Here is a 26,649-nt window from a genome sequence, read left to right as displayed (position 1 = left end):
GAGGCATCATGAAAACATATTCAGCCAAGCCTTGTGAAGTAGAAAGAAAATGGTACTTAATCGACGCAGAAGGGCAGATTTTAGGGCGTTTAGCTTCTAAAATCGCTAACATTCTCCGCGGTAAAAATAAACCTGAATTCACTCCTCACATTGATACGGGTGATTTTGTAATTGTAATAAACGCTGATAAAGTTGCAGTTACAGGTAAAAAAGTAACAGATAAAATGTATTATTCCCACTCCGGTTATCCGAGCGGGTTAAAAACAGCATCTTATAAAGAATTAATGGAAAAATTTCCTGCAAGAGCTTTGGAAAAAGCTGTTAAGGGAATGCTTCCACACAATACTTTAGGTGCTGAGCAGTTTAATAAGTTGAAAATTTACGCAGGTTCGGAGCATCCTCATTCAGCTCAGCAACCTGTAGAAATAAAGGAGATATAACTTATGGCAGAAAAAGAATACAGAGCAGTAGGCCGCAGAAAAACTGCCATTGCAATAGCAAGACTATCAAAAGGTAAAGGCAGAGTTTTCATTAACAATAAAACTTTAAAAGCTTATCTTGGCGAAAGACTTACGCTGGAAACAATGATATTTCAGCCTTTAGCTTTAACAGGCAATGAAACAAAATTTGATATCAGAGTAAAAGCTATCGGCGGTGGTGTAAGTGCGCAAGCAGGTGCCATAAGACACGCTATTTCTAAAGCTCTTTTAGAAGTAAGTCCCGAATACAAACAAGTTCTTAAAACAGAAGGTCTTTTGACCCGTGATTCAAGAATTAAGGAAAGAAAAAAATACGGAAGAAAAAAAGCAAGAAAACGCTTCCAATTCTCAAAGAGATAATATTTCAAAATATAAAAAAAAGGATGCTTATGCATCCTTTTTTTTATGGTTCAATGGGGGGATTAACTTGCGAGTTGCTTTTGGTTCTTTTTCATATTAACTACATTTCTGTTGTTCCAGGATAACATTTCGATATAGTCCCAAACCAATTCTTGGGGAAGCGTTTTAGCAGAGGATGTAGCATTGGTGTTTTTATCCTTGTATTCTGAAATTATTCTTCTGTCAAGTTCGTATTGGGCACCTATCATTTTTTAAGTCCTTGTATATATCTCGTATATATATAAAGTATATACAAAGAACTTGATTTCATTTTCTTCCTAAAAGTTTACATAATTTAACATTTCAGTAAAAATTACTTTTTATTATGGAATTCCAGAGCTTTTGTTTTAGGGTTAAAAAACCAGCCTTCTGTTAATTTAAAGACACGAAAGGCTGCGCCTTCGCCATGTTCTTCAACCCAGCGCATATTGTCAAAGCTATCGCTCATACCCTGCCCTCTGCCGTTTGTAACAGCTATATGTCCGGGTAGTCCTTCTTTAGAATAGACAACAATATGCCCTGCCGGTAATGCTCTTAACTCTTCAGGAGTAAGATTTTTACCCGTTTTGGATAGAATCTCTTGGAATTTGTCATTATGTCTTTCGAAATATTTTACGGCATTAGATGCTATACCTAAGGGCATATCCCCGTAGTCTTTTATTACACCTGAAGTAAGCAGCGCATGCTTTGCTCCCGTATAGCAGTTACCTGCTGTTTTGAAATATGCCGCTATTCTTTGGGCATTTTTTGCTAAAATCAAATCTTCATAATCACTGCAGGTTTCAAAATTTATACCTTTTGTTTTTTCCAGCGCATAGGTTTTAAATTTTAGCCCGCTGAATATATGTTTAATTCTGCCTTCAAGCATTATTCTCGAGAAATCACCTATATTTTGGTTATTGGTACTTATTGCACTTAATGCAGGGTCAGCATTAAGTAAATTTCGCATATAATTTTGTCTTATTTTTTGCCCTCCAAGCATTGCTATAAAACCGATTAAACCTATTCCTGTCAGGTTTAAAAATTTTCTTTTTAAAGAAGGTGATTTTAAAACAGTGTTTGTCGCTATAGACGCAGGTTTGATTTTTCCTGCAAAAGCCATATCAGACAAAGTATTATGCGGATATTTATTAGTGTAGGTATTATTTACTCTTTGAATTCTCATTATTAAAAAACCTTCTATTTATGTTTATATTAAATCACAACATATTGGAATTTGCCGGATTTTTGTTAAATATTTTATAAAAATACGGATAGTTAAATATTTTCCTTTATGCTAGAATTACGGACATGATGACTAATACAAAAACTTTGATAGAAGAAGATATACAAGCATTTAATAATTATTTTGATGAGTTTATAGAGAGAGAAACAGCAAATATTAAACCCTTAACATCGGCTATGCAGATATTTAAAGGCAAGCAAATTCGCCCGAGATTAGGTATTTTGATTGCTAAATGTTTTTCTTCTCTTAATGTTAACCATTTTGATTTTTTAATATCCGTGGAGCTTATACATAACGCATCGCTTTGTCATGACGATGTTTTAGACGAAGCTGATTTGAGAAGAAGTCAGGACACTTTTAATAAAATTTTTGGGAATTCCACTGCTATTTTAATGGGAGATTTTCTTTTAACTTTGGCGCTTGCCAAGTTATCTGATATTGATAATAACGAGCTTAATCGTATTTTTTCATACGCAATGAAACAGCTGATACAGGGTGAAATTATGCAAAACCTTAATTTGTATAATCTGCCGACTATTGAACAATATATTGCAAAGTCAAGAGATAAAACCGCTGTATTATTTGAATTGGTAGCAAAAGCATGTACTTTTTATATAAATAATGCTGATGAGCAAACCAAGCAGGCTGTGCAGGATTTTGCCATGTATTTGGGAATATTATTCCAGATTGTTGATGATATCAAAAACTTTAAATCAGACGACGGTAAACCTATTTTAAATGATTTAAGAGAGGGTGTGTTGACTTTGCCGTTGATTTATCTTGCTCAAGATTACCCTCAAATAATGGAAATATTTGATAAAGCTGATATTACAGATGAGGATGTGCTTAACGTCAGAGCATTGCTTGATAAATATAATTCTTTAGATAAGGCTGTTGAGTTTGCAAACGATTATAAATTAAATGCTTTGAAAAATTTGGAGTTTTTCCCCGAGAATGAATATAAAGCGGCACTTGCGGAATTAACGCAAAGCGTTTTTAATCGCATATAGTTTTCAATTGTTCGATTATGTACTGGGGAACGTTACCTTTTAAAAATTTGCCAAGCTTGTGTTTTTTAAGCGCATTTTTAATGCATTCCTGATTTTTGCATATATAGCAAGAGCGTCCAAATTGTTTATTTGCAGGGTTTATAATTATTTCTTCCGTTTGATGGTCTTTTAAAATTCTTATCAGCGCGGTTCTTTCAAATTTTTGTGAACATCCGATGCATTTTCTTACCAAAGAAGGCTCTTTTTTAGAGCCTTCTTTAGCTGTTTGACTTTCGTTGTTATTCTTCTTCATAGTCCTCAACGAGTTCTTCTTCGGTGATTTCTATTTCTGTTTCTTCCTCTTGTTCGGCGTATTTTTGCGGTTCTTGCTCTTCCTGATAGTCTTGCTCATAATAGCCGCTTTCCTCAACTTGGCTTAAAGACTTAATATCAATCTTCCAGCCTGTTAATCTGTGAGCCAGCCTTACGTTTTGTCCGCCCATACCGATAGCTAAGCTTAATTGGTCGTCAGGTACTACAACCAAAGCTTCTTTCGCTTCTTCCGAGTCCTCTAATATATCAACGGAAATGATTTTCGCAGGTGAAAGCGCATTTACAATATATTCAACAGGGTCATCAGAATATCTTATGATATCAATTTTTTCGTTCTTTAATTCACCCACAATAGTTTGAATTCTGCTTCCTCTCGGTCCTATGCAGGCTCCTACAGGGTCAACGTCAGGGTCAGTGCTTGCTACCGCTATTTTTGTTCGGTAGCCCGCTTCTCTTGTGATATTTTTAATTTCTACCAAACCGTCTTCAATTTCAGGCACTTCAAGTTCAAAAAGTTCTTGTACGATTTTAGCGTGAGTCTGAGAAACTATTACCTGCGGAAGTTTCGCTGTTTCTTTTACATCGAGAACATAAACTCTTATTCTGTTTCCGGGCTTATAGTATTCATTTTTCAATTGTTCTTTAGGCGGCATAATAGCTTCTGTTTTGCCAAGATTTACAACAACGTTTCTGTACTCTATTCTCTGAACAATACCTGTCATCAGTGTGTCTTTTTTGCTCATATATTCATCAATGATAATGTTGCGCTCAGCCTCTCTTATCCGTTGGGTAATTACCTGTTTTGCCGCTTGCGCTGCAATCCTGCCGAAGTCTGCCGGGGTTACTTCTATATCAACCACCTTATCTATTGCTGCTTCAGGGTCAATTTTCTTCGCATCCTTAAGTGAGATTTCCAGACTTTCATCCTCTACTTTTTTAACGGTTATCTTTTCTCTGTAAATGCCTATTTCACCTGATTTTTCGTACAAAATAGCTTTTACGTTCGTTGCCATTTTATCCTTAATTTGTTTTTTGTATGCGCTAACCATTGCATCGCACAGAGAACCCAAAATAATATCTTTTGATATTCCTTTTTCTCTTTCAATTTGTTCTACCGCATCCATTAGTGCTGAACCGAATTTAATCATTTTACTCTCCTTTATTCAAAACATAGTTGTGCATTTAGTATATTTTCTTCTTTTATAAGTATTTCTTCTTTTGTTTCTTCCTCTGTAACCAACAACCCCTGATTTTTTTGAAAATCAAGAATTCTGCCGAATATTACTTTGGTCAAATTTTCTTCTCTTAGTTTGAGTTTTACTTTTTTCCCTTTAAATATTGTATATTCTTTGGATGATTTAAGTTTTCTTTCCAAACCCGGACTGCTGACTTCAAGGTTGTATTTAACGGGAATAATTTCGTCTAAAAAATTATCTATTGAGCGGGTAAGGTTTTCGCAATCCTCCAGATTGACCGGATGCTCGTTGTTAAAGATGAATATTCTCAAAAACCATCTGCCGGATTCTTTTTGAAAGTCGATTTCTATAGGTACAAGCCCGTTTTTCATGCAGGCATTCTCAATAACCGGTGTTATCTTTTCCAATATTTCTCTTTTGTTAAGATTTTCTTTGTGCATTTTGACTTTCTTCCTTGGTTGGGAATATTTTAGTATCCTGCGTGCCATCAGACTTTCGGATTATTTTCAAATTTAACGAGCCGTCAAATTCCAAAAAGCACCCAATCCCTAAAAATTGAAGAGAGTGGACGACCACTCTCTTCAAGATATTTTTATAATAGCATTATTGTTTGAATTTGGCAAGAAAAGGTTTTGAGCTTACTAGCAAGGTAGGCTCTACCAAGCAGAGTTTCCTTGGCTAGTTGCATTATTTATAGTCAATCCATATGGTAGTGTTCCATTTATCTCTTTCTGGATTATAATTTATTTCTTTACCTCTAAATACAACACCTATATATTCAAAGAACCTTCTCGTTCTAGGTTGCAACCCTTTTAGTACATTTAATCCATTTATAGATAATTCGGTTTCGTATGGTCCTTGATAGATTCCATTGTGTTTTACCCATACCTTTCTACTCCATATATTAGCGTTATCATAGCAAAAGCCATTTTCTGTTACATAATCAACATAAACTACAACAGGAGTACCAGCCGTATAAATCACCTTATTATCCATTTTAACATCGGTAACCAACTTAAATAATAACTTATCACCTACCGCAATTTCATCATGTGCCGTTGTAATTATTTCAGTAGGCATTATTTTTAAAGGCAATGGTTGAGCTGATGCATAGTTTAGTGTAAAACACATTGTAAGTATTATAAATAGTATTCTTATCATTTTTGCTCCATATAAACTGTAAACACATCTCTATTTGGTTTTATATGAATTTCCTTACCTCTATTTAAGAGTCCTCTTGAAAGGTTTTCATAATAATCTTTGTATCTTGCAGGTTCTCCGTCTGCATAAACATTCCCGTTTAGTTTAATATTACCAGATGATAAATGTTCAATTAGGATACTTGCAGATTTCCCATAAGGTCCATTGTCTTCCAGGTGTGTTACCATTCCCGTGACTATATCACCTTTTTTAAGGTTTTGAGTATCATTTAAGACCTTAAAATCAATATAGTCTCCCTCTTGAATTTCATCTCTACAGGTCGTTATTTCGGAAACGGGGGTTATTTCAACTGCAATTTCTTTTGCAAATGTAACCCCCATTCCAAATATAAGACTTATAGCTAATATGCTATAATTTCTCATTGTTTTGCATTTCTCTGTTCTTTTGCTTTTGCTCAAAACCCTTAATTTTTGCATAGTTTGAGTTTATATAGTTTATATAGTTAACATTATGTACCATTGGACCAGATAAATATTCGGGGTATTTGGTGTATATGTGCTTATACATTTCAAACAATCTTCGACTACCTTTTGGATGAGATAGATACCAATCCCAATATGGTTCATCTAATGTCTTATTTGCAAAAGCTATTGCTGCAACAGGGTTATAACCGGCCTTTACCATATAGTCTATACCAACTAAATCTGCTTTAAATTCATACTTCTTAGGCATCCACTTCATTGCGAAAACTCTAAATGGAGATTCATACGTTTCCATTGAGTGGGCTATTTCATGAGATAGTAAATATGCTAGTTCATCATCATTATCCATTGCAGATAATGAACCGGATAAGACCGTAATATTTCTTGTATATAAGTTAGCCAAAGCGTTTATTACGTTGTCAGTTTTCAAAGTAACAGGAGCTCTGCCTTTTAATTTATTTGCAGATATAATCTTGTTTGCAACCGCTGTAACCTTCTTTTCTTGCACACCTGTTCTTTCCCAAAAATCCTTGTTTGTCACATCATTTTGTACGTATACAGTTGCAGCGTTTGCAGCCAAAGTTGTACACAATAAAGCTAGCAATAACAGTACTTTCTTCATATTTTTATCTCCTTTCGAGGTAATTAACCAGCTACCTCACGTATGTATATTACCACAAATCATTAAGTTGGGGTAATATTAATTGTTTTTAAACCATCTCTCTAAGCTTTTTCAGCTTATCTCTTATTTGTGCCGCTCGCTCAAAGTCCAGAGATTTTGCCGATTTGTGCATATCTTTTTCAAGTTTTTCTATTAACTTAGGCAGGTCTTTGCGCGATATATTATTTTCTACCATTTGCTCCGCTATGACATCTTCTACTTCTCTTACTCCGGAAATCAGTTGAAGCAGGCTGTTTTGAGTATCTTTAATGATTGTTTTTGGGGTTATATTATTTGCCCGATTGTATTTATCCTGAATTTCACGACGGCGCTTTGTTTCATCGTAAGCTTTTTGGATACTGTCTGTTACCCTGTCTGCGTACATAATTACATGCCCGAAAGAATTTCTTGCCGCCCTTCCTATTGTTTGGATAAGGCTTGTTTCACACCTTAAGAACCCTTCTTTATCAGCGTCCATAATAGCAACAAGGCTTACTTCAGGCAGGTCAAGCCCTTCTCGCAGGAGGTTTACACCTATAAGCACATTAAATTCGCCTAATCTTAAATCCCTAAGTATCTCGACACGCTCAAGCGAGGTTATTTCGCTGTGGAGATAGCGGACTTTTACTCCGAGCTGCGCAAAATAATCGGTCAAGTCTTCTGACATCTTTTTGGTAAGGGTTGTTATTAATACTCTTTCGTTACGCTCTGCCCGTATGTTTATTTCATTTAATAAATCATCAACCTGATTTTCTATCGGTCTTATATCTATTTTAGGGTCTAAAAGCCCGGTAGGGCGTATTATTTGCTCAACTATCTGTTGGCTCTGCTCTTTTTCAAAATCCCCGGGAGTTGCCGAAACGTATATTCTTTTGCCGATGCGCTCATAAAATTCTTCAAACTTCAAAGGTCTGTTATCCCTTGCGCAAGGTAACCTGAACCCATACTCAACCAAAGTATCTTTTCTGGCTCTATCGCCATTGTACATGGCTTTTAGCTGAGGGATGGTGGCATGCGATTCGTCTATTATTACCAGAAAACCTTTCGGGAAATATTCAAGCAAAGTAGCCGGCGCACTGCCTATCGGACGGTTTTCAATTATTCTTGAGTAGTTTTCTATGCCGTTACAATAGCCCATTTCTTTTATCATTTCTATATCGTGCATTGTTCTTTGCTGCAGCCTTTGGGCTTCAAGGATTTTATTTTGGCTCTCAAAAAATCTAACCTGTTCGTTCAATTCTTTGTGAATGTCGTTAATTATCCGCTCGGAATCCTCTTCACCCTGTATGTAGTGAACCGCGGGAAATATAACGGTTTCCTCCAAAAAATCACCGACTTCGCCTGTTACGGGGTCTATCATAATAATTTTTTCTATTTCATCTCCGAAAAAATAAAACCTTGTAATTATACTTTCGTATGCGGGCATGATTTCTACAATATCGCCCCTTGCTCGAAATGTTCCCCTCTTCAATTCCACATCGTTACGCTCATATCGGCTTTGGACAAGTTCTTTAAGAAACGCATCACGATTTTTCTCTTGTCCTACCTGCAATTTTATAGAACCTCTAAAGTAGTTTTCAGGCAGCCCTAACCCGTAAATACAACTTACACTTGCCACAACTATAACATCATTCCTTGTGTATAGGCTGCGAGTTGTACTGTGGCGCAGTTTGTCGATTTCGTCGTTTATGGTGGCTGATTTTTCTATATAAACATCGCTTCTTGGTATATAAGCTTCGGGTTGGTAGTAGTCATAATAGCTTATGAAGTATTCTACGGCATTATTCGGGAAAAACTCCCTTAGCTCACCATACAGCTGAGCCGCTAAGGTTTTATTGTGGGCTATTACAAGTGTCGGTTTTTGTATTTCCTGAATTACGTTTGCCATTGTAAACGTTTTGCCCGAACCTGTAACCCCCATAAGAGTTTGAGTTTCGCAGCTGTTATTAATGCCGTTTACTAACGCCTGTATGGCTTTTGGCTGGTCGCCCGAAGGCTTGTATTTTGATTGTAAGTCGAATTTTCTTTCCATGATTAATATCTTATCACCTATATTTACTCATTGCATTAACGGAAGTTTTTAAAAAACCGCTTGCATTTCAACTATGTTTATTTTAGATTATTACTTGAGGTCGCAGACAATTGGTCGAACCGGCAAGAGGTAGTAAGTTTTGAGCTTGTATTCTTGAACGGTTCTTTAAAGAGAAATCGCCAATCGAGGTTTCAAAAGTTAAATTAATAAATTAATTACACTAACTTTTAATTCAATCTCACCTGCCTCAAAGCAGGTTTTTTAATGCCTCGGAACCGGCGGTTTTAATATCACCGGATTTCTGCCTCAAGTTAAACCGAACACAATTACTATGTGGCTATGCCACCCCAAAGAAGGGAGATAAAGACGCAAATGGCAACAAAAGCTCAAAAAAATGAAAAAATCGAACAAATTAAAGAATCTTTTTCAAAAGCAAAAGTTGCAATTGTAAGCAATCCTACAGGATTGAGTGTTGCTGAAATTACCGAATTAAGAAGAGCGCTTCAAAAAGAAGGTTCTGATTATACGGTGTTAAAGAACACACTTGCAATCAAAGCTATTGAAGGCACGGAATTTGAGTGCTTAAAAGATGTTCTTAAAGGACCCAGCGCAATTGCATTTGGTTTTGAAGACCAGGTAGCGCCTGCAAAAGTCCTTGCAAAATTCACAAAAGAATTTGAAAAAGCTGCTGCAAAAGGCGGCGCATTAGATGGCAAATTGTTAAACGAAGCAGAGGTTAAATCCTTGTCATCATTGCCAAGCAAAGAAGAACTTATTGCAAAATTACTCGGAAGTATCAACTCACCCGCATCAGGTATTGTTGGTTGTACAAACGGTGTAATAAGTGCATTGGTTCGTGCTATAGATCAAGTTAGACAACAAAAAAGTGCGTAAGTTAAGAAAGATATAAAGGAGAATTAAAAAATGTCTACAGTTGTTGAAATTTTAGAAAAAATCGAAAAATTAACTCTTATTGAAGCTGCTGAATTAGTAAAAGCTATGGAAGAAAAATTTGGTGTTAGCGCCGCTGCTCCTGTTGCAGTTGCTGCTGCTCCGGCTGCCGCTACAGAAGCTGCTGCTGAAGAAGCTTCAGAAGTTACGGTTGTTTTAGTCAGCGCAGGTGCTAATAAAATCAACGTTCTTAAAGAAGTTAGAACTATCACGGGATTAGGATTAAAAGAAGCTAAAGATTTAGTTGACGGCGCTCCTAAACCAGTTAAAGAATCTGTTAAAAAAGAAGAAGCTGACGCTATCAAAGCTAAATTAGAAGAACTTGGTGCTACGGTTGAATTCAAATAAACACCAAATTAATTTACTTTTACGGTAGTTAATTAATGGTGTTATGAAATTTACGGATAAAAAATACAATTTAATATTTTGATGGTTAAAGTACTCAGGCTAATGCCCGAGTACTTGACTATCATGTTTTTTGAAGTACCATTTATTATGGTATCATGTACGACTTTTACAGTTAAAAAATAATACTATGTGCAACATTATTAGAAGAGGTTTGCAATGACAATAACAGAACATAAACAGAGAATTACTCCGATGGGGATGCCTACAACCAGACTGGATGACCTTCCGGACTTGATTGAAGTTCAGAAGAAATCTTTTGAATGGTTTTTAACAGAGGGTTTGAAGGAAGAATTGCTTTCTTTCTCCCCTATTAAAGACTATACAGGTAAATTGGAGCTTCACTTTTTGCCAAACTACACGTTTGACAATGCAAAATATACAATTGAAGAGGCAAGAATACACGATGCAACTTACGCAAAACAATTAAGAATTATGATGCGTTTGGTAAACCGGGATACCGGTGAAATTAAAGAACAAGAAGTTTACATTGGTGATATACCGACCATGACCGACAAAGGTACGTTTATCGTTAACGGCGCAGAAAGGGTTATAGTTAACCAAATCGTTCGTTCTCCGGGTATCTACTACAAAGTTGAAGTTTCACCTACAGGTAAAAGGCTTTATAATGCCACATTAATTCCTAACAGAGGAGCATGGCTTAAAATAGAAACCGACAGCAATGATGTGATTCACGTTAAGATTGATAAAAACAGAAAAATCTTAGCTTCAACACTCTTAAAAGCGCTTGGCATAAGCACGCAGGAAATGGAATCTTTATTCAGCCACAGTGAATATTTAAGAAAGACTTTAGATAAAGACACAACCGAAACGACTGAAGATGCGTTGATTGAAGTCTATAAGAAATTAAGACCCGGCGACCCTGCCAGCGCTGCAGGCGGTAAATCAATCATCGAAAGCCGTTTCTTTGACGAGAAAAAATATGATATCGGCAAAGTAGGCCGTTATAAAATGAATAAAAAATTAGGTTTGAACGTAGCGGAACATACAAGAACTCTTACTATTCAAGATATTGTTGCCGCTATTGAATACTTAATTAACCTTACTTATGATGAAGGAAATCTTGATGATATTGACCACTTGGGAAACAGGAGAATCCGCTCCGTCGGAGAACTTCTTCAAAACCAATTCAGAATAGGTTTATCAAGATTGGAAAGAATTGTAAAAGAAAGAATGACACTGCAGGATGCAGAAACTCTTACTCCGTACAACCTTTTGAATACGAAACCTTTGGTTGCGGCTTTGAGAGAGTTTTTCGGTTCTTCTCAATTATCACAATTTATGGACCAGACAAATCCTTTGGCGGAACTAACTCACAAAAGAAGAATTTCAGCTTTGGGACCCGGCGGATTATCAAGAGAAAGAGCCGGATTTGCAGTTCGTGATATTCACCCTTCACAATACGGCAGAGTTTGTCCGGTTGAAACACCTGAAGGACCTAACGCGGGTTTGATAGGCAGTTTGGCAACACATGCCCGTGTTAATGATTATGGTTTTATCGAAACGCCTTATTTTCTCTGTGAAAACGGAGTGGTTACGGATGAAGTACGTTATTTAAGCGCCGATGAAGAGGAATCTTTCCGTGTAGCGCCTAATGACATTGAATTAAACCCCGATAAGTCTATTAAGACAGAGTTTGTACCTGTCCGTTATAAATCGGAGTTTACAATGAGTGTCGCAAAACAAGTGGACTATGTAGGTGTTTCTCCTATACAGGTTATTTCGGTAGCTACATCGTTAATTCCGTTTATCGAACATGACGATGCAAACAGAGCTTTGATGGGTTCTAACATGCAGCGTCAAGCCGTTCCGCTTTTAATTACAGAAAGACCCAGAGTTGGTACGGGCTTGGAAAAACGTGCCGCTATGGACTCAGGGATGGTTGTAGTTTCTAAACATGATGGTATCGTTCACAGTGTAAACGGCGAAGAAATAGAAATTGTTGACCAATATAATAAAATACATACTTATCAATTAATGAAATACGTGAGAAGCAATCAGGATACCTGCTTGAACCAAAAGCCTATTGTAAAAACAGGTCAAAAAATTTCAACAGGCGATGCACTTGCGGATGGCGCTTCTACCCATTTGGGCGAACTATCGTTAGGTAAAAACGTAATGATAGCTTACATGCCTTGGGAAGGATATAACTTTGAGGATGCTATTCTTCTAAGTGAACGCTTGGTACATGATGATATATTTACAAGTGTTCACATTGAAAAACTTGAAATAGACGCAAGACAAACCAAGTTAGGACCTGAAGAAATAACAAGAGAAGTTCCTAATGTATCGGAAGAAAGCTTAAGACACTTGGATGAAAGAGGTATTGTTCGTGTTGGTGCTAAAGTCAGCGCTGATGATATTTTGGTTGGTAAGATTACTCCAAAAGGAGAATCCGAACATCCGCCCGAAGAAAAACTTTTAAGAGCAATCTTCGCCGAAAAAGCTAGAGATGTGAGAGATAACTCGCTTAAAGTTCCTCATGGTGAAGGCGGCAGGGTTGTAGACGTAAAAGTATTCGACAGGGAAAAAGGCGATGAACTGCCACCGGGTGCTAATACTGTAGTTAAAGTTTACGTTGCGCAAAAAAGACGTATAAGTGTAGGCGACAAGCTTGCAGGACGCCACGGTAACAAGGGTATTGTTTCCAGAATTCTTCCAAAAGAAGATATGCCGTTCTTGCCTGACGGAACTCCTGTTGATATAGTTCTGAACCCGCTTGGCGTACCTTCCCGTATGAACGTTGGACAAACTTATGAAGCATTGCTCGGTTTGGCAGCGTACTTAAGGGATGAATTCTATGTTGCACCTCCGTTTGATGAAATGTACGGAGAGGAGCAGTCTCGTCATGCAACTACAGAAGAACTTATAAAGGGTATTAAAGAATCCGGAGTTGACTGGGTTAGAGAAGACGGAAAAGTAATTCTTTATGACGGAAGAACCGGTGAATCGTTTGACCAGCCTGTGTCTGTAGGTTTAACTTACATATTAAAGCTTGTTCACTTGGTTGATGATAAAATTCACGCAAGAAGTACCGGACCGTACAGTTTGGTAACACAGCAGCCGTTGGGCGGCAAAGCTCAGTTTGGCGGACAAAGATTCGGAGAGATGGAGGTTTGGGCGCTTGAAGCTTACGGTGCCGCTTACACTCTTCAGGAAATGCTAACAATTAAGTCAGACGATGTTAACGGTAGAAGCAGAGCCTATGAAGCAATCGTTAAAGGCGATAATATCCCTCGTCCCGGTATTCCGGAGTCATTTAAAGTACTCGTTAGAGAGTTACAGTCAATAGGCTTGGATATTACGGTGGCTAAAAAAGGCGGTCAGGAAGTTGACCTGATGAGCGATACAGAGAACTCTAAAAGGTCGACCCCGAAAAGAACGCTTAGCGACATCGATTCAGAGTTGTTGAATATCAACTTCTTTGAAACCCCCGGCACACTTAACGATTAGTTTGATAGACTTAATACCAATTTAAAGGAGAAAAAAATTGTCTACTAGTATTGATTATTTCGATTATATAAAAATAGCGATAGCATCCCCGGAAAGGATTTTAAAATGGTCTTACGGTGAAGTTACAAAACCTGAAACCATTAACTATCGTACATTAAAACCTGAACGTGACGGTTTATTCTGCGAAAGAATTTTCGGACCGTCAAAAGACTGGGAATGCTATTGCGGTAAGTATAAAAGAGTTCGCCATAAAGGTATTATCTGCGAACGCTGCGGTGTTGAAGTTACAGACAGTAAAGTCCGCCGCCACAGACTCGGACATATTGCTCTTGCAGCGCCTGTAAGCCATATTTGGTTTTTAAAAGGTATTCCAAGCTACTTGGGCTTAGTTCTTGATATGACTTTGCGTGATTTGGAACAGGTAATTTATTTTAACGCCTACATTGTTTTAGACCCTGCAGACAGTGAATTCAAAAAATTCCAATTGATTTCTGAAGAAGAGTACGAGGATTTCATACTTGAAAATGAAGAATCCGAACTTAAAGTTGGAATTGGTGCAGAAGCGGTCAAAGAACTTTTATCGGAAATAAGCATATCTGAATTAGTTGAAGACTTGAGAGAGCAGCTGGCTAACTCAGGCAGTTCCGTACAAAAAAGAGCAAAAATTATTAAAAGATTAAGATTATGCGAATCATTAATGGCAAGCGAAACAGACCCGTCGTGGATGATTATGGATGTGCTTCCCGTTATTCCTCCCGATTTAAGACCTATGGTTCAACTTGACGGCGGAAGATTTGCCACCTCTGACCTTAATGACTTATACAGAAGAGTTATCAACAGGAATAACCGTTTACTGAGATTATTGGAAATGGGCGCTCCTGAAATTATCGTGAGAAACGAAAAGAGAATGCTTCAGGAAGCTGTTGATGCTTTGATTGATAACGGCAGAAGAGGCAGAACCGTTGTAGGACCTAATAACAGACCTTTGAAATCATTAAGTAATATTATTGAAGGTAAACAAGGCCGTTTCAGACAAAACCTTTTAGGTAAAAGGGTTGACTATTCAGGCCGTTCCGTTATTGTAGTAGGCCCGCAGCTTCAGCTTCATCAATGCGGTTTGCCTAAAGAAATGGCAATTGAACTGTTTAAACCTTTTGTTATTAATAAGTTGATAGAAAGAGGTTTGGTTCAAAATATCAAATCGGCTAAAAAGAAAATAGAAAGATCTGAAAACGTAGTTTGGGATATCCTGGAAGAAGTAATTGACGGACACCCTGTATTATTAAACCGTGCTCCAACGCTTCACAGACTAGGTATTCAAGCTTTTGAACCTGTTTTGGTAGAAGGACGGGCTATTCAACTTCATCCGCTTGTATGTTCTGCGTTTAACGCTGACTTTGACGGAGACCAGATGGCTGTTCACGTTCCTCTGTCAATAGAAGCCCAAACCGAAGCAAGAATGTTAATGCTTGCTACAAATAATATATTGGCTCCTGCTACCGGCAGACCTATTATTACACCATCTCAGGATATGGTATTGGGTATGTATTACCTTACTTTGATTGAAGATGAAAAAGAAAAACCAAAATATAATTTTAGTAACTTTAAAGATGCCTTAACTGCGCATGATGCAGGTGTGGTTGGTTTACATACTAAGATTTTAGTGAGAGATGAAAATAATAAAAAAATTGAAACAACTGTCGGCAGGATTTTATTCAACGAAGTTGTTCGCGACGCAGTATTAAATTCATAGAAGATAGAGGTAATAATAAATGACAACTACAATAAAAGGAAAACAAAAAAAGACAATGCCTTTTATTAACAAAATAGTTAATAAAAAAGCGTTAAATAACCTCCTTGCACAGGTATATCTTGAACTTGGCGGCGCTAAAACTGCTTATTTGGCTAACTCTTTAAAAAACCTAGGGTTTAGGTATGCAACTAAAGGCGGTACCACTATTTCCATTCAGGATTTAGACGTACCCGAAGTAAAAAAACAAATGTTAAAATCAGCGGAAGAAGAGATTGAAAAAGCAACAATCCGTTTCTTAAAAGGAGAAATAACCGAAGTAGAAAGGTATACAAAAGTTATTGATACCTGGAGTGAAACAACCGCCAAATTAACGGATGAAGTTGTAAAGAACTTTTCCCGTACAAACCCTGTTTATATGATGGCATTCTCCGGCGCGAGAGGTAACGTATCTCAGGTTTCTCAGCTGGTTGGTATGCGTGGTTTGATGGCAGATGCACAAGGTAAAATTATCGACTTACCTATCAAATCTAACTTTAAAGAAGGGTTAAGCGTAACCGAATATATTATTTCAAGCTACGGAGCAAGGAAAGGTCTGGTTGATACCGCCCTTAAAACTGCTGACTCGGGTTACTTGACAAGAAGACTTGTTGACGTTGCTCAAGACGTAATTATCAGAGAAAAAGATTGCGGTACTTCAAACGGTATTGAAATGGCTTCAATCTCTGATGGTGAGAGTATTGTTGTAACTTTGGAAGAAAGACTTTTAGGTCGTACTTTGGCAAAAGATATAGTTGATGCTGACGGCAATGTTATTCTTTCCGCTAACCAGCCTTTAAACAGAGAAGATGTAAAAAAGGTAAGCGAATATAAAATTGAAAAAGCGTTAGTGCGTTCTCCATTGACTTGTGAATTGGAATTTGGCGCTTGCCAGTTATGCTATGGCTGGTCTTTAACTACCAATAAACCCGTAGATATCGGAGAAGCAATAGGTATTATTGCAGCCCAAAGTATTGGTGAGCCCGGTACACAACTTACCATGAGAACCTTCCACACAGGCGGTGTATTTAAAGGTGCTGCTGCTATGCGTCAAATAAATTCCGAATTTGAAGGCAAAGTAACTTCCAAAGTGGCTACACGTGATATGAGAACCCGCCACGGTGATGTAGTACAAGTTACAACCAAAGCTGTGGATTTAAAAATTGAAGATAAATCAGGCAAAGTTCATGCAATCAAACTTCCTTACGGAGCTACTCTTTTCGTAAATGAAGGCGATAAAATTAAAAAGGGTACTATTATTGCTGAATTTGAGCCTACAATGAGCCAAGGTGATGGCGCTCGTCTTACGGAAAAAGCAACAAAAGATATTACTTCCGATTTAAGCGGAGAAATTGTCTTTGACGGTTTCAGCGTTGATGAAAAACGTGACAGACAAGGCAATATCTCAAGAACTGCCAACAAAAGCGGTACGATTTGGGTACTTTCGGGTGATGTTTATAATTTACCCGGCGGCTCTAAAATCCTTGTCGACGATGCCAAAGAAGTTAAAAAGGGCGATGTTTTGGCTGAAACTACTACAATCTCAGAACATGGCGGCGAGGTTCGTATAGGTAATAACATTGAAATTGAACAAATATCTGCCAAAGGCAATACAATTAAAAAGATTGTAAGCGGCAAAGAATTAACCATTGTAATTGCTTCAATTACCCCAAAGAACGCCGTTTTAGAAACAACCAAGAAAGAAACCTTGTGGCATGTTACAAAAACAGGTGAAAAATATATTATCAAATCACCTGAAGATATTATCGTTGAGAACGGTATGATTATCGCAGAACTTATTGACGATAGAAATATTGTAACTACGAGCGGTGAAATTCGCTATGACGGTATTGAGGTTGACGAAAATCAGATTATAACTAATCCGGGAAGAGTTGTATTTGTTCCTGAGGAAGTTCAGCAAATAAACAAAGATGTGAATTTAAAAATGGTTCAATCAGGTACGTACGTGAAATCAGGTACTGAGATTGTTAAAGATATTTATGCTCATATCGACGGTATTGTTGAGTTCAAGGAATACAACGAAGTTATCCATGAAATTGTTATTCGTCCCGGTGATATGCATACCATTGATACTTTAAATAATTTAAAAGTTGACGATGGTGAAGTTGTTGAAGCCGGTCAGGAAGTTGCTAAAGGTGTCAAGGCAAAGGTAAAAAGCATAGTATGTATTTTATCTAATGAAGCTGATGACAATACTCTTGATATAGAAGACGAAGACTTGGAAATCGAAGAAGAAACAGAAATTCCCGATAGAAATATTGATATAATTCTTCGTCCTATTCAGGAATTTGAAATCGGACCAAGAGAAGTTTCAATTAAATTTAATTCTACTGACAGTCAAATTGATATTGTACCTGTTACGCAGCTTCAATACAGAGATGGCAGCCGTATCAGAAATGTAGAAGGCGCATGTCTTACAAGAACAAGTTTAGTTCTTACTATGCAAGGCTACTTAAATCACCTAAAAGGATTGGTAGAACTGGATAAAGACACAGACAATTTGAAGGTTGTGGTCTTGGAAAACCTTATTATCAGAAGAGAAATTGATTCTACTTCAGGTAATGCGGGTGCAATGCAAACAGAACTTCTTGTGGAAGACGGACAACACATTAAACCTAAGACACCTGTATCAAAAACTCAGGTATTAGCTATTAATGAAGGTGTTGTAAAAGTTAAAAAGAAAGAAGATGCAAGAAGACTTCTTGTTATATCAAACAAGAATAAAACAACAGTTCCTGTTAAATCAAAACTTTCGGTAAAAGAAGGCACCCTTGTGAAGGCTGACCAAATTATTACCGAAAGCGGGGAAAAAGCTCCTGTATCAGGTCAAATATTGAAATCAACTAAAAGTGAAGTTGTAATAAGAAACGGACGTCCTTGTTTGATAAGCCCGGCAACTCAGCTTTTGGTAGAACAGCATGGTTTGGTACTGCGCGGTGATTTACTTGCAACGTTGGTGTTTGAAAGACAAAAAACAGGCGATATCGTACAGGGTCTTCCTAGGGTAGAAGAGCTTCTTGAAGCCAGAAAACCTAAAGAAAGCGCTATTTTGGCGGAAGATGACGGAACTGTTGAAATTGAATACGAAGAAGGCGCTCCGCGTTTATTCTTCGTAACAGAAAACGGAAGAAGTGAAATTAAGTATACGATTGATTCAAGCATTATTGTTTCGGATAAGCAAAAAGTTGCTAAAGGTAAGGCTTTAACAAGCGGTCCTTTAAATCCCCATGATATTGTAAGATTAAACGGAACTGAAGCAGTACAACAATATCTGGTTGATGAGGTACAAAGGGTATATCGTTCACAAGGTGTTGATATTGCCGATAAACATATTGAAGTTATTGTTCGTCAGATGACCAGAAAAGTTAAGATTGATGATGCAGGTGATACCCAATTAATGCCCGGTGAATTGGCTGAATCTTATAACGTTCAGGTTCAAAACGAACAAGTTACAGCCGAAGGTAAAGCTCTAGCTCAATTTAGCCCTGTATTGCTTGGTATTACAAAAGCCAGCTTGAATACGGAAAGCTTCATTTCGGCAGCTTCATTCCAGGAAACAACAAGAATATTAACAGAAGTAGCTGTAGAAGGTAAAAAAGACCAGCTAAGAGGTTTGAAAGAAAACGTTATTATCGGTCGTTTGATTCCTGCAGGTACGGGTTACTACCACTTACAAAATGCTTCTGAAGAAAAAGAAGAAGCTATGAGAAAAGCAGCAAGAGCTAACATAAGAAAGCCTTCTGCCATTCTTGAAGAAATCGAAGGAATGTTCGGAGCCCCGGAACTTCAAGTTTTGGACGACGAAGACGAAATTTAATCGTTTAACAATGTGATGTGCATCAGCACAAAGCCGACTTTATTAAAGTCGGCTTTTTTTATTAAAAAAGTTTTATATTGATAAATAGTTGTGAGAATAGATATTTTTATTTAAAAGTATTTCCGCTGTTTTGTAGATTTCCACTTCTTCAGCATTATCTTTGTTGTAAGAAATATCTTCAAGCTCACCAAACTCACTCATAATATTGTACAAATTCAAGTAAAGCTCATCTACGCTTGTAACGGCTTTTTTATCCTCTATCATTCTGTTAATTCTGGTTAATTTAGAGTCAAATCCGTCGACTATGGCGCTGTCTAAGCCGCAGCCCATAGCCAAAACTCCGAATACAAGATTTATAAGAGGTCTGTTTTCTTTTGGGCAACCGTTCGAAACATTTGACAATCCTATGGTAGTTTGAACCTGAGGGTCAAACGATTCTTTAAACATTCTGATTGCATTAAGCGCTTCTAAAGCTTGTGATTGATCAACTGCTACAGGCAGCACCAACGGGTCTAAAAAGATTTTTTCGTTCTCAATACCTGATTCTGCGGTTTTTTCGATAATTTCAAAAGCTATTTCAAGTCTTGCATCGGCTTCTTTCGGAATACCTGTTGCATCGCTCAAAGTCAGTGCAATTAAATTAGAGCCGAATTCCCGAGCAAGCGGCAAAAGAGCATCTTGTCTTGTTTTGTCTGCGCTTATGCTGTTTATGATACAATCGGAAGCATTTTTAACCGATTTAAGCCCTGCTTTCATTTCTTCGGGATTAGTTGTGTCAAAAGATATAGGTAAATCCGTCATTTCTCTTACTGTATTTGTAAGCCATAACATCATACCTTGAGTTTTTCTTGCAGGACCTATATTAAGGTCAATCCAATCTATGTTATTATCAAGCATTTTTTGGATATAACCTTTAATATAATTGCTGTCTTTAGCTTCAATTGCTTCCTTTGTTCTTTTTGAAATTATGTGTATGTTTTCTCCGATTAATTTCATTCTCTGATTCCCTTTTGTAATTTGTATAATCTAAGTGTATTTGACATTAGTGTAGCGATGGTCATAGGTCCGACGCCGCCTGGTACAGGAGTGATTGCAGATGCTTTTTGTTGAACTTTTTCAAAATCCACATCCCCGGTAAGTTTGCCGTCTTCATTTCGGTTCATTCCCACATCTACGATTATTACGCCCTCTTTTATCCAGCCGTCGTCTATAAAATTAGCTTTGCCGACGGCGCTTATCAAAATATCCGCATGTCTTGTAAAAGCCGTAATATCTCTGGTTCTTGAGTGACAAATTGTAACTGTGGCATTTTCTTTCTCCAAAAGTGATGCCATAGGTCTGCCTACGATGTTAGAGCGTCCTATTACAACGGCAGATTTGCCTTCAATTTCGATATCATAGGATTTTAAAAGCTTGATAATACCCAGCGGAGTGCAGGGGATGGCATAAGGTTTAGCGCCGGCAGATAACCATCCTGCATTTATCGGGCTGAAACCATCCACATCCTTTTCAGGCGGAATAAGATTAAGTATACTTTGTGTGTTCAAATGCGCGCTCAAGGGCAGCTGCACTAAAACAGCGTTGATATCGGGATTTTGGCATAGTTTGTTTATTTCGGCTTCCAGCTTTTCTTGCGATATGTCCGCGTCAAGAGCGATTATTTCTGATTTTATACCGATTTCCCGTGCTTTGATATTCTTTCTGTTTACATAAATTCTGCTTGCGCTGTTGTCCCCCACTATGACGACCGCAAGCGACGGAGCATAGTTTTTGATGCTGATTTCGTTTTTCAAATCAAGCATAATTTTTTCTGACAGTGCTTTACCACTCAAAATTTTAGCCATTTTCATACCCCATTATAGGAAGGTTCAGACGTAGAATTATGTCGTTTACTTCCTTGTTAAATTTATTAGAATACTTTCTTGTTCCGTTAAGTTCCAAGGCTTCGTCGTAATTGAGGTTACCCAAGACTTTAAGCCCGTAGTGATTTAGTTTTGCGGAAATATTTTCCGTTATATTGCCTTTTACCATGTTTAAAACAACACCAAGCTGACCTTCCGCATATTTTTCGGAAGATTCCTGAATTCTGTAAGCAAGGTTTACGGATTCTTCCGTAGGTCTTGTTACTATTAAAGTAGAGTCAATCTGGTAATCTACAAGCTGCTGCAGGTATTTTAAATCGTACTCACAGTCAAAAAGTACAAAATCATATCTGTCGAATAACTTTAGAAGAGCATTGTTCATTTGTGCTGTAACCGGGCAGCGGCAATCTTTTGAAGGCGAAAGCCAGGTTACGAGCAAATCGGTATTCTCTTCGAGCGGGAATATAATATCTTCCAAAGCCCATTCAATATATTCCTGTTTTGTCATTTGACTCGGGATACCCGTCTTGTATTCATGTTTGCCGCTTCTTATACCGTAAACGGTCTGTCTTATATCTTTGTTGTAAGTATGTCCGAATTCTGTCGTTAAATCATTATCTACAACAAGAAACAAGCTGTTAGGGTATTTGAGCCTTAGGTTAAACAATAAGGCTTTTGTCAAAGTTGTTTTGCCGCTTCCGCTTTTGCCTGTAAGAGCTATAGATACCGTCATTAAAATTTTTCCTCATATTTATTTCTAAAATGTTCAGACAAATGCCTTAAGTATTCCATTACTTTTTGGGCATTTTCGACACTTAAACTGCCTGTTCCGCAAGACGGAGTGAAGATACTTGCTTTTAATATTTTTTCTTCCGATATGCCTTTATTAACAAGCAAATCCTTGGCATTCTCATAAATTGCGATTAAATCTTCCGATTTTGCATTTTTCAGCGCTTCAACATCCAATGAGGGAACTACGCCCCAAGCTATAATTCCGCCTTTATGAAGGAATTTTTCCAAATCTTTTGAAAAGAGCGAAAAATTTTGCGAATAAAAATAAGCATCAAAATTAATGATATCTACTCCGCAATTCAAAACCATAGCCCAGTCTGTTTTTCCGCAGCAATGTATACCCGCAATAACATCAAACTCCTTTAATACATTTACTATTTCTGATATTACGCTTATGATATCTTCTTTTGAAACCGTAATATAAGCGCTGGTAGCGAATTGTGACATTGTAGGCTCGTCTATAAAAATTACAGGCTGCGTGTCAGGGTTAGCTTTTCTGAATTCATTAACCTGCCATAAAGCTTTTAACGTAAGAGTTTTCACCAGAATATCCCTGAAAGTTTCATCGTAAAAACAGCATCTTTTTTCCTCATCAAGAAGACTTGTGCCAAGAGTAAACGGTCCTATAATTTGTCCTTTTACAAAGGGCGGTTTGGTTTCTTTTACTTTTTGCAGGAATAACTCCATTGAAGAATAATAATCTCTGCTGATAGCATATTTTTCGAGTAAATCAAGCTCTTTTTCATTTACAATGGTTTCATAATCCGCATAGAATTCTTCCAATTTTTCGAAAAATTCATCCGATTGTGTTGCAGCAATATTTTTCAAATTTTCCTTTATTACACCGGGGAAATTTTCTGTGTATTGAACAAGCATATCTTCATTTGCACAATAGTTAGATAATTGGGGGCAGACAGGCATTTGAGGGATATTTGCAAAAACGCACTCAATAGCCTCTTCGATATTTTTATGAGGAAAGCTTCCTATAGCAGTGGCTAAAAAACTAATATTCTCTTTCAATAAAAATTACCTCATAGTAGAATGTTCATGATTAATCTTATCATTAAAATATTGGCAAAGGAATTTTATTAACATGAAAAATCAATCGTTGGCAGAATATATCTCTACTTTAAGAGAACAAAAAGGCTATTCCCAATTGGGATTGGCTAATGCTGCAAATATTGATTTATCTGCTCTTGAAGAGGTTGAATCAGGGCAGTTGCTTTTTTTACCGACAGTAGTAAGACAAAAACTCGCTAAGGCTCTTAAAGTTGAACCGAGGAATATAAAAAAATATGAGAGAAATTTTGAAGATAAAAAAGTAAGCGATAATTATTTAAAGATGATAAAAGACAATATATTGCAAGGTGAACTTGAAGGTAATATTTGTCCTGAATGCGGTTCGGAGTTAATATGCAGGGTAGCTGAACTTTATGATTTAGAAGATAGGCTCGTAAAACATCCCAAAGCGCATTGTTCCAAATGTTCTTTCCAAATAAAATAAGGAGTCTGATATGACAAGAAAAGACGAATTAGAAGCGAAAGTATCTCTCGAAAAACTTGATGAATTGGTTGAAGATATTCTTACAAACGGTGTTGCAGGCGGCGACCCTAATTTCAGGAGTATTGTTTTTTCAGGCTTATCTAAAACTAAAAACCCCATTCTGCTTTATAAAATGGAGAAAACCCTTTTTGATAAAAAAGCAAAAGATTTAAAAAAGACAATTATTGTCGGCATATTTTTGCAGCAGGAATTTTTCCAGCCGATACTTGAATATGGTGAGTTTATGTTATCCAACTGCGGCAATCTTGATGTGAATTGTGAACACTCCGAATCTTTATTGCTTGTTATTGATACGCTTTTGGTTTTAAATGATAGAGGCAGGCTTGCTGAATTTGATACGGCTTTTGAGATGTTATTGATTTTAGAAGGTATGTCCAACGAAAGTACTGTTTTGGGTAGCAAAATAAGGCAGAGAATACAGCATATAGATATGAATGCTCTGAAAAAGAAATATGAGAAATTTTGAGACAGAATTAAAACATAAAGTTGATAACCTGGAAGATTTAAGTTTGATTTATACTCCCGGAGTAGGTGCCAGCTGTAAACAGATAGAGGCTGATTCTGCGTTTGTGAATACTTTGACTAACCGTAAAAACTCTGTTGCCGTTATATTTGATGCGCTTAAATGTCCTTATAGTTTTATTCCTCACGCAGAAGCCGTATGCGCAATCTTAAAAAAAGTTGCTGATATTGATGCATATCCCCTTTTGTCAACAGGGTATGATATTAATGCGCTTGTAAGGAATTTAGAGCCGTCTTTTGGCGGGTTTTATGTATTTTCAAACACAAAAGTCGTTGATTTTTCCAAAGTTATAGTTCAGGAAAATCTTGACGGATATGAATTTGAAGCTGTTGTTGAAAATGCCCGTACCATGAAACAGGAGCTTGAATCTTTTAAAGTTGAGTCTTTTAGCGCCTGCTCTTCGGATACTTTAGCTTCACATGCGCTTAATTTAAGGGCTTCTTTGAACGGAGTAATTCAGGTTAAAAATAATTTTAAACTTCTTAGTATAAAAGAAATGAGTGAAAAATTTTCTAAAGAAAATTTAGATAAAATAGCTGAGCAAATCAGAAAAACCCCGCAAGCCGTTTGGGAGCTTACCTCAAAAAAACATACCGTAGGTATTATTACGGACGGGAGCGCTACTTTGGGCTTTGGTAATACAGGTGCTGCCTGCGCTTTACCCGTTATGGAAGGCAAAGCTGCTTTGTTTAAAACATTAGGTGATATTGATGCTTTTTCTCTTTGTTTGAAAACCCAGGATGTTGATGAAATAGTTAAAATTTCTACCGCAATTTCGTATTCCTTCGGCAGTATTAATTTAGAAGATATTAATGCCCCCAGATGTTTTGAGATTGAAGAAAAACTTATCGAAAAATGTAATATCCCCGTGTTTCATGACGACCAGCATGGAACCGCTATTGTGGTTTTAGCGGCATTTTTAGCTGCCTGTGATGCTTTGGGAAAAGATTATAAACAGGTTAAAGTAGTCATGTCAGGCGCCGGAGCAGCTGCTGTTGCTGTTGCTAAACTGCTGCTCAAAGCAGGGGTGAAAAATCTTGTTTTATCGGATAAATACGGTGTTATTCATAAGAACAGAACAGAAAATATGAATAAATACCTTGTCAAAATGGCACAAGTTACTAATCTTCAAAATGAAGAGGGTACTTTAAAAGATGTGATTAAGGGAGCGGATTTTTTAATAGGGCTTTCTGCGGGCAACATTGTTGATGAAGATATGGTCAAGTCTATGAATGAAAATCCTGTTGTGTTTGCTTTGGCAAACCCTGTTCCTGAAATAATGCCCGATATAGCTCTTGAAGCAGGCGCTGCTATAGTTGCAACGGGCAGGAGTGATTTCCCTAACCAAATTAATAACTCTTTGGCATTCCCCGGCGTAATCAAAGGTGTTCTGGAAAAACATGTCAAAGTAATAACAGAGGATTTGAAAGTGGCTTGCGCAAAAGCTATTTATGATTATACAAAAGAGCTTGGAATAAGTGAGTTGAATATCCTTCCTAACGCTCTTGATAAAGAAGTCGTAGCTAGAATTGCAAATGCTATACACGGGGAAGTTTAGCAGCTAAGCGGCTGAGAGGGGTTTTAGACAATAAAACGTCTTTGCGAGGACGAACGTAGTGAGGACGCGGCAATCCACCAACACTGGATTGCTTCGCTGACGCTCGCAAAGACAGCTATTTAAAGCCTCTCAACCTCTAAGCTTCCGAGCTTCAAACCAGCCTTATTACCCTACCAAGTTGTAACCTCATGCAGATAGTCCATATTGCCGCGCTCAATGACCCAACGTGCACAACCTAATCCTTCTATGCTGCTTCCAATGTTATCAGGACCTGTGCAGGAATTTTGGTGATACATATAATCCCCGGGAGTATGATAACCTCCCCAAGGTATAAAACCACGTTTAGTCATAGAAAAAGCAAATACATCTTTTCCGAATTGATTTGGTCCTTTCAGTCCGTTTATATCTACAAAAAGCCTAAAACAAGAAGGTTGTCCATCTGAATAAAAGGAGCCTGTACACTGTCCTGATGGTCTGTCTGACATTATATTTACACCTGAAACGAGTGTAAATTTATACCATGTGTTATCAGAATTAATATTTATGTAAGGTTTCTCGTTTAATAGTTTTATTCCATCGGCTGCACATCCTCCGGCAGTCAATTTACAATTTTGTGATGTTTTAAGGTATGGAAGCATTTTGTCCCAAGTTACACTATAATTACTATAAGAGAATCCCCACGTTTCAGGTTGTCCGTTCTCTATCTCAGCCAATTTGAATGCTTGTTGCAATGTAGAGTACGTTTCTTTTAATTTGGAAACAGTAACTCTTTCTTCCCAAGCTTGCATAATGCCTGGAATAGTTACCATTGCAAGAATTCCGATAACCATTAGTGTTATCAATACTTCCGCTAATGTAAATGCTGTGATTTGATTTGTATTTTCCATGTAGTTAATTCTAACAGTTTTTCACCTGTAAATACAAGTTTATTGCGGA

25 protein-coding genes are annotated in these 26,649 nt (G+C 37.3%); 11 read left to right on the top strand and 14 right to left on the bottom strand.

Features of this window, described 5'->3' with window-relative positions; all coding sequences use genetic code 11:
• Window positions 1-5 precede the first annotated feature (5 nt).
• Both rplM and rpsI read left to right on the top strand, forming a co-directional pair.
• Window positions 6-440 carry a 50S ribosomal protein L13 gene (gene rplM / locus PHX18_03510; GenBank protein ID MDD3593676.1) on the top strand — a complete coding sequence of 145 codons (435 nt, stop codon included), beginning with the start codon at window positions 6-8 and terminating at the stop codon, window positions 438-440.
• A 3-nt stretch (window positions 441-443) separates the two neighbouring features.
• A complete protein-coding gene (gene rpsI, locus PHX18_03505) occupies window positions 444-839 on the top strand; it encodes a 30S ribosomal protein S9 (GenBank protein MDD3593675.1) in 396 nt (131 codons plus the stop codon).
• Between the two features lie 62 nt (window positions 840-901).
• Here rpsI and PHX18_03500 read toward each other — a convergent pair whose 3' ends face one another.
• Window positions 902-1,087 (bottom strand): hypothetical protein, encoded by a 186-nt coding sequence (locus tag PHX18_03500; GenBank protein ID MDD3593674.1) that lies wholly within the window; start codon window positions 1,085-1,087, stop codon window positions 902-904.
• 104 nt (window positions 1,088-1,191) lie between these two features.
• Window positions 1,192-2,043 (bottom strand): hypothetical protein, encoded by an 852-nt coding sequence (locus tag PHX18_03495; protein MDD3593673.1) that lies wholly within the window; start codon window positions 2,041-2,043, stop codon window positions 1,192-1,194.
• 125 nt (window positions 2,044-2,168) lie between these two features.
• Between PHX18_03495 and PHX18_03490 the strand changes: the two genes are divergently transcribed.
• Window positions 2,169-3,113: a polyprenyl synthetase family protein gene (locus PHX18_03490; GenBank protein MDD3593672.1), complete on the top strand. Its 945-nt coding sequence runs from the start codon at window positions 2,169-2,171 to the stop codon at window positions 3,111-3,113.
• Here PHX18_03490 and PHX18_03485 read toward each other — a convergent pair.
• The 7 genes from PHX18_03485 to uvrB form a co-directional block, all read right to left on the bottom strand.
• A complete protein-coding gene (locus PHX18_03485) occupies window positions 3,100-3,405 on the bottom strand; it encodes a YlxR family protein (protein MDD3593671.1) in 306 nt (101 codons plus the stop codon). The genes PHX18_03490 and PHX18_03485 overlap by 14 nt on opposite strands.
• Window positions 3,392-4,573: a transcription termination factor NusA gene (nusA, locus tag PHX18_03480; protein MDD3593670.1), complete on the bottom strand. Its 1,182-nt coding sequence runs from the start codon at window positions 4,571-4,573 to the stop codon at window positions 3,392-3,394. The genes PHX18_03485 and nusA overlap by 14 nt, the downstream gene beginning before the upstream one ends.
• A gap of 11 nt (window positions 4,574-4,584) precedes the next feature.
• Window positions 4,585-5,061, bottom strand: a complete 477-nt coding sequence (locus PHX18_03475; protein ID MDD3593669.1) for a hypothetical protein — start codon at window positions 5,059-5,061, stop codon at window positions 4,585-4,587.
• A gap of 247 nt (window positions 5,062-5,308) precedes the next feature.
• Window positions 5,309-5,782, bottom strand: a complete 474-nt coding sequence (locus PHX18_03470; protein ID MDD3593668.1) for a hypothetical protein — start codon at window positions 5,780-5,782, stop codon at window positions 5,309-5,311.
• Window positions 5,779-6,204 (bottom strand): hypothetical protein, encoded by a 426-nt coding sequence (locus PHX18_03465; GenBank protein MDD3593667.1) that lies wholly within the window; start codon window positions 6,202-6,204, stop codon window positions 5,779-5,781. Before PHX18_03465 ends, PHX18_03470 begins: the two co-directional genes overlap by 4 nt.
• Window positions 6,191-6,886, bottom strand: coding sequence for a M48 family metalloprotease (locus PHX18_03460; GenBank protein ID MDD3593666.1), 696 nt, complete (start codon window positions 6,884-6,886; stop codon window positions 6,191-6,193). Before PHX18_03460 ends, PHX18_03465 begins: the two co-directional genes overlap by 14 nt.
• Window positions 6,887-6,974: 88 nt before the next feature.
• Window positions 6,975-8,957, bottom strand: coding sequence for an excinuclease ABC subunit UvrB (gene uvrB / locus PHX18_03455; GenBank protein MDD3593665.1), 1,983 nt, complete (start codon window positions 8,955-8,957; stop codon window positions 6,975-6,977).
• Window positions 8,958-9,329: 372 nt separating this feature from the next.
• Here uvrB and rplJ point away from each other — a divergent pair, with 372 nt between their 5' ends.
• The 5 genes from rplJ (at window position 9,330) to PHX18_03430 (ending at window position 19,414) form a co-directional block, all read left to right on the top strand.
• On the top strand, window positions 9,330-9,851 hold the full coding sequence (gene rplJ / locus PHX18_03450) for a 50S ribosomal protein L10 (GenBank protein ID MDD3593664.1): 522 nt from the start codon (window positions 9,330-9,332) through the stop codon (window positions 9,849-9,851).
• Between the two features lie 30 nt (window positions 9,852-9,881).
• Window positions 9,882-10,256, top strand: coding sequence for a 50S ribosomal protein L7/L12 (rplL, locus tag PHX18_03445; GenBank protein ID MDD3593663.1), 375 nt, complete (start codon window positions 9,882-9,884; stop codon window positions 10,254-10,256).
• Between the two features lie 216 nt (window positions 10,257-10,472).
• Complete coding sequence (gene rpoB / locus PHX18_03440; GenBank protein ID MDD3593662.1) at window positions 10,473-13,787, top strand: DNA-directed RNA polymerase subunit beta; 3,315 nt, start codon at window positions 10,473-10,475, stop codon at window positions 13,785-13,787.
• Between the two features lie 37 nt (window positions 13,788-13,824).
• Window positions 13,825-15,540, top strand: a complete 1,716-nt coding sequence (rpoC, locus tag PHX18_03435) for a DNA-directed RNA polymerase subunit beta' (protein ID MDD3593661.1) — start codon at window positions 13,825-13,827, stop codon at window positions 15,538-15,540.
• A 19-nt stretch (window positions 15,541-15,559) separates the two neighbouring features.
• Entirely contained in the window at window positions 15,560-19,414 is a 3,855-nt protein-coding gene (locus PHX18_03430; GenBank protein MDD3593660.1) for a DNA-directed RNA polymerase subunit beta'', read from the top strand.
• 72 nt (window positions 19,415-19,486) lie between these two features.
• Here PHX18_03430 and PHX18_03425 read toward each other — a convergent pair whose 3' ends face one another.
• Genes PHX18_03425 through PHX18_03410 form a run of 4 tightly spaced genes read right to left on the bottom strand, consistent with a single transcriptional unit; the run spans window position 19,487 to window position 23,088 of the window.
• Complete coding sequence (locus PHX18_03425; protein ID MDD3593659.1) at window positions 19,487-20,410, bottom strand: dihydropteroate synthase; 924 nt, start codon at window positions 20,408-20,410, stop codon at window positions 19,487-19,489.
• Window positions 20,407-21,258 carry a bifunctional 5,10-methylenetetrahydrofolate dehydrogenase/5,10-methenyltetrahydrofolate cyclohydrolase gene (locus PHX18_03420; GenBank protein MDD3593658.1) on the bottom strand — a complete coding sequence of 284 codons (852 nt, stop codon included), beginning with the start codon at window positions 21,256-21,258 and terminating at the stop codon, window positions 20,407-20,409. Before PHX18_03420 ends, PHX18_03425 begins: the two co-directional genes overlap by 4 nt.
• A complete protein-coding gene (locus PHX18_03415; GenBank protein MDD3593657.1) occupies window positions 21,251-22,009 on the bottom strand; it encodes an AAA family ATPase in 759 nt (252 codons plus the stop codon). The genes PHX18_03420 and PHX18_03415 overlap by 8 nt, the downstream gene beginning before the upstream one ends.
• Entirely contained in the window at window positions 22,009-23,088 is a 1,080-nt protein-coding gene (locus tag PHX18_03410; GenBank protein ID MDD3593656.1) for a hypothetical protein, read from the bottom strand. Before PHX18_03410 ends, PHX18_03415 begins: the two co-directional genes overlap by 1 nt.
• A gap of 73 nt (window positions 23,089-23,161) precedes the next feature.
• Here PHX18_03410 and PHX18_03405 point away from each other — a divergent pair, with 73 nt between their 5' ends.
• From PHX18_03405 to PHX18_03395, 3 genes are read left to right on the top strand one after another with little or no spacing between them, the layout of a single operon-like run.
• Window positions 23,162-23,572, top strand: a complete 411-nt coding sequence (locus PHX18_03405; protein MDD3593655.1) for a helix-turn-helix transcriptional regulator — start codon at window positions 23,162-23,164, stop codon at window positions 23,570-23,572.
• Window positions 23,573-23,582: 10 nt separating this feature from the next.
• Window positions 23,583-24,098 (top strand): hypothetical protein, encoded by a 516-nt coding sequence (locus PHX18_03400; protein ID MDD3593654.1) that lies wholly within the window; start codon window positions 23,583-23,585, stop codon window positions 24,096-24,098.
• A complete protein-coding gene (locus PHX18_03395; protein ID MDD3593653.1) occupies window positions 24,085-25,713 on the top strand; it encodes a hypothetical protein in 1,629 nt (542 codons plus the stop codon). Before PHX18_03400 ends, PHX18_03395 begins: the two co-directional genes overlap by 14 nt.
• Window positions 25,714-25,883: 170 nt before the next feature.
• Here PHX18_03395 and PHX18_03390 read toward each other — a convergent pair whose 3' ends face one another.
• Complete coding sequence (locus PHX18_03390; GenBank protein MDD3593652.1) at window positions 25,884-26,600, bottom strand: prepilin-type N-terminal cleavage/methylation domain-containing protein; 717 nt, start codon at window positions 26,598-26,600, stop codon at window positions 25,884-25,886.
• Window positions 26,601-26,649 lie beyond the last annotated feature (49 nt).

The sequence above is a fragment of the Candidatus Gastranaerophilales bacterium genome, from assembly GCA_028696075.1.
Classification (GTDB): domain Bacteria; phylum Cyanobacteriota; class Vampirovibrionia; order Gastranaerophilales; family JAILCC01; genus JAQVHS01.
The sequence above is the reverse complement of the archived record's forward strand: the minus strand, read 5'-3'. Positions and strand labels throughout refer to the sequence as shown.

Bases quoted from the DNA above. Each gene is read 5' to 3' on its own strand.
- rpsI (MDD3593675.1), top strand. From the start codon at position 444: ATGGCAGAAAAAGAATACAGAGCAGTAGGCCGCAGAAAAACTGCCATT.
- PHX18_03500 (MDD3593674.1), bottom strand. From the start codon at position 1,087: ATGATAGGTGCCCAATACGAACTTGACAGAAGAATAATTTCAGAATAC.
- PHX18_03495 (MDD3593673.1), bottom strand. From the start codon at position 2,043: ATGAGAATTCAAAGAGTAAATAATACCTACACTAATAAATATCCGCAT.
- PHX18_03490 (MDD3593672.1), top strand. From the start codon at position 2,169: ATGATGACTAATACAAAAACTTTGATAGAAGAAGATATACAAGCATTT.
- PHX18_03485 (MDD3593671.1), bottom strand. From the start codon at position 3,405: ATGAAGAAGAATAACAACGAAAGTCAAACAGCTAAAGAAGGCTCTAAA.
- nusA (MDD3593670.1), bottom strand. From the start codon at position 4,573: ATGATTAAATTCGGTTCAGCACTAATGGATGCGGTAGAACAAATTGAA.
- PHX18_03475 (MDD3593669.1), bottom strand. From the start codon at position 5,061: ATGCACAAAGAAAATCTTAACAAAAGAGAAATATTGGAAAAGATAACA.
- PHX18_03470 (MDD3593668.1), bottom strand. From the start codon at position 5,782: ATGATAAGAATACTATTTATAATACTTACAATGTGTTTTACACTAAAC.
- PHX18_03465 (MDD3593667.1), bottom strand. From the start codon at position 6,204: ATGAGAAATTATAGCATATTAGCTATAAGTCTTATATTTGGAATGGGG.
- PHX18_03460 (MDD3593666.1), bottom strand. From the start codon at position 6,886: ATGAAGAAAGTACTGTTATTGCTAGCTTTATTGTGTACAACTTTGGCT.
- uvrB (MDD3593665.1), bottom strand. From the start codon at position 8,957: ATGGAAAGAAAATTCGACTTACAATCAAAATACAAGCCTTCGGGCGAC.
- rplJ (MDD3593664.1), top strand. From the start codon at position 9,330: ATGGCAACAAAAGCTCAAAAAAATGAAAAAATCGAACAAATTAAAGAA.
- rplL (MDD3593663.1), top strand. From the start codon at position 9,882: ATGTCTACAGTTGTTGAAATTTTAGAAAAAATCGAAAAATTAACTCTT.
- rpoB (MDD3593662.1), top strand. From the start codon at position 10,473: ATGACAATAACAGAACATAAACAGAGAATTACTCCGATGGGGATGCCT.
- PHX18_03430 (MDD3593660.1), top strand. From the start codon at position 15,560: ATGACAACTACAATAAAAGGAAAACAAAAAAAGACAATGCCTTTTATT.
- PHX18_03425 (MDD3593659.1), bottom strand. From the start codon at position 20,410: ATGAAATTAATCGGAGAAAACATACACATAATTTCAAAAAGAACAAAG.
- PHX18_03420 (MDD3593658.1), bottom strand. From the start codon at position 21,258: ATGGCTAAAATTTTGAGTGGTAAAGCACTGTCAGAAAAAATTATGCTT.
- PHX18_03415 (MDD3593657.1), bottom strand. From the start codon at position 22,009: ATGACGGTATCTATAGCTCTTACAGGCAAAAGCGGAAGCGGCAAAACA.
- PHX18_03405 (MDD3593655.1), top strand. From the start codon at position 23,162: ATGAAAAATCAATCGTTGGCAGAATATATCTCTACTTTAAGAGAACAA.
- PHX18_03400 (MDD3593654.1), top strand. From the start codon at position 23,583: ATGACAAGAAAAGACGAATTAGAAGCGAAAGTATCTCTCGAAAAACTT.
- PHX18_03395 (MDD3593653.1), top strand. From the start codon at position 24,085: ATGAGAAATTTTGAGACAGAATTAAAACATAAAGTTGATAACCTGGAA.
- PHX18_03390 (MDD3593652.1), bottom strand. From the start codon at position 26,600: ATGGAAAATACAAATCAAATCACAGCATTTACATTAGCGGAAGTATTG.